The sequence below is a fragment of the Microbacterium sp. MRS-1 genome (assembly GCF_000585455.1).
GTDB lineage: Bacteria > Actinomycetota > Actinomycetes > Actinomycetales > Microbacteriaceae > Microbacterium > Microbacterium laevaniformans.
On sequence record NZ_JAUF01000110.1, the window covers coordinates 1 to 2871 of the forward strand.

Annotated in this window: 1 protein-coding gene; it reads right to left on the reverse strand. The window is 61.5% G+C overall.

Annotated elements, in window-relative coordinates; all coding sequences use genetic code 11:
- Positions 1 to 25: 25 nt before the first annotated feature.
- Positions 26 to 2833: a hypothetical protein gene (locus tag AS96_RS14175; RefSeq protein WP_155947608.1), complete on the reverse strand. Its 2808-nt coding sequence runs from the start codon at positions 2831 to 2833 to the stop codon at positions 26 to 28.
- Between the last annotated feature and the right edge of the window lie 38 nt (positions 2834 to 2871).

The following is a 2871-nucleotide window of genomic DNA, read 5'->3' on the forward strand; positions in this document are numbered from 1 at the left end:
CCCGCCGAACCTCACCCGGCGAGCCTCACCCCCACCGAATGTCCGAAGAGCCCGCATTGTGCTTGATCTTGCCTCGGAGCGTGTCATTACCCTTCACTTCGAGAGCTGCATCACGAAGCATCTGCTGACCCTTCGGGCTGGCATTTGCGTGGGCGAACTTGAGGTCGCCGTTGCTGGCGCCAACCGTCTTTTCTGCGGACAGCACGCCCTTTTCGACGTTCTCGCGCACGGTGAGCGCCACGGTATTCGGTGCGCCCGTTCGGGTGGCCAACGTGCCGGTCGCAATGGCGTCAATATCCCCAGCCTTGAAGAGTTGGCTATCGGCGGCGACAGCTCTTGCCACTGTCTGCCGCATGACGTTGGTTTCGGCGTCATTGCCGGTTGTCGCGCCGATGCTGTCGACTATGTCGTGGTAATCCGCAGGATCTCCGATCGTGATCGCCCGTTCAGCGAGGGCGGCCCGGCGCGCAGCAGACGCAATGTGCGCGCCCGAAGCGTCTCGCGCGTTGAACTCGGCTTTGAGCGCAGTGACGTCCGTCATATTCGCTACAGACGAGCGTTCAGCTTCTACATCGTCAGCAACGGCCTTCTGCAGGGTGTGCTGCGTAGATGCGAGTACACGGCTCTGCGCCGCCGCCCCACCGATGCCTGTCGCGCGGCTGAGCAACGCCGGATCGGTCTGCACCTGCCTTGCATACTCCTGCTGCTGCAGGCGTCCGGCAACGTTCGTTGCTTCGCTTGCCAGCGCAGCATCGGTGTGAGCCGCGTGGAGGTCGTGAGCGATCGACAGGTCGCCGCCAGCTCGTAGACTCGCGCGGTACTCGAGTTGCGCCTTCTTGACAGGGTCTGATTCGTTCGCGGCCTGAGCCATGAGCGTCGCCGCCTCGACCGCCACCTGATTGGTCTGGGCCTTCTCGACCTTCAGCTGCTCATCAGCGAGCTTCGCCTTGAGCTTCAGATCCAGCGGAGCAGTCGCTTCGAAGTTGGTCTCCCTGGCCTTTTCGTCGATCGCATCCTGGAGTGTCGCGGTGCGCAGCGCAGCATCAGCAGCCTGCCCAGCGGCGGTATTCGCGTAGCCACGCTGGACATCCATCTCGTTTGCCTTCGTATGCACTTCGTCCGCGTGCTTCGACGCGCCGAAGGTGTTGAGGACACCGCCGACCAGTCCTCCAGCCGAACCGCTGAGCTTGCTCAATGTGGTCTCTTGGCCGCGACGGTTGTATCGACGCGTGATCTGCCCGGACTGGAGGCGGCTCATGGCCAGCTTGCGCTTGCGGTCTGCGAGCGGATCGGAGTACTTGCGGACGCCGTTGATCGCCTTCATGCCCGACGCGCGGAGCTTGCCGGCCAACGCACCCAGCTGCGAGCCGCTGAACTTGCCGATGAGGGTGAAGAGGAAGAAGAACGGCAGCACCATCACCAGCTGGCCGACGATGATCGCAAGTCCAGCAGCAACCGGATCGGTCGCGCCCTCAGCCGTCGAGAGGATGGCAAGTCCTGCAACCTGGGCACCGCCAAAGACGAACGACACCAACGGGAACATGGTGAGCATCGTCATCAACAGCTCGAGCCACTTCTTGTAGTACTTCTCGGTGTTCGGGAACAGCATCGCGACGAACGCGAGCGGCGAGATCATGATCAGGATGATGACGATGGCCTGCCGGGCGATGAGCAGGAAGGCGACGACGAACACCGCGAGCACGGCCAGCAGCAGCATCGGCAGGACTGTCAGCACGACGGCGAGGATGCCACTCGATCCCGCCGCCCAGGCGGCGAACCCGAGAACGGCGGCCGAACCAATAACCAGGGTGCCCCCTTGGACGGCCAGCGCTTGACCGGCGAGGAGGCCGACGATGATGTTGCCCCAGTTCTCGCTGATGCCAATGTTCATGCGGTTCTTCACGGACGCGAAAATGTCGTAGATGCCGTGCCCGATGATGTTGGAGACGTCGACGGCGATAGCGCCGATCCAATACGACACGTTCACGAGGACGGCAACGACCATGAGTCGGGGAAGCAGCTTCTTGACGCCATAGTTCGAAACGCCGGTGCTGGTGAGTTGCGAATAGATGATGACCAGGAAGGCGATCACGAACACCACGTTGGCAAGCTGGCGCATGATATTCCATGCGTTGTAGGCGCCATTCGAACCGTCATCCACATCGACGTTGATCGGTGGAACCTCAAGAATGTTCGCAACCATTCCATAGATGGAATCGGTAACGTTGGCGAGGAAGATCGCGGCCGAGCAGATGATCCAGCCGACGCCGTCGATGATGCACGAAGTGGCCGTGTCCTCTCCTGTCTCGCCAGTGGCACCGGGAGATGAGGTGACTTCTTCAGGGTTGTCTCTTGCCCACGCCTTGTATTCGTTCGCGTAACTCGATCCCGGCTCTACGAGCGCAGCGAGCTCGTCACAGGTCTTCTCCGCATTGGGATTCGTAGTTGCCCACCGCTTCGTGCTGCCTTTCTGGTCGCCTACGTAGTAGACACTGGAAACAGCGCCCGTGGTGGCGACAGATGCGATCTCGTAAACCTGTGATCCTCCAGGGTTGCTCGTCAACGGAGTTGCGCCGTAAGCGCAACCATTCGCGAAGGTATCTCGGTAATAGATGAAGTTTGCCGCGCCGCTCAATGACGGAGTTGCGCCGCCATACACCTGGGACTTGATGAAGCTCTGGAACGCCGCCTTCTTCGCGTCCCCGCTCATGCCAGACTCTTTCCAGTTGAATCCGCCGTTGCCGCCATCGCAGGTGGTGTCGTTGCTGCGTTTGAAGAACGTGCCGCAGGCCAGCTCCGTGCCCGAGATGCCCCAATGCGGCTCTTCGGACATTCGGTGGGGGTGAGGCTCGCCGGGTGAGGTTCGGCGGG

Bases quoted from the DNA above. Each gene is read 5' to 3' on its own strand.
- AS96_RS14175 (WP_155947608.1), bottom strand. From the start codon at position 2,833: ATGTCCGAAGAGCCGCATTGGGGCATCTCGGGCACGGAGCTGGCCTGC.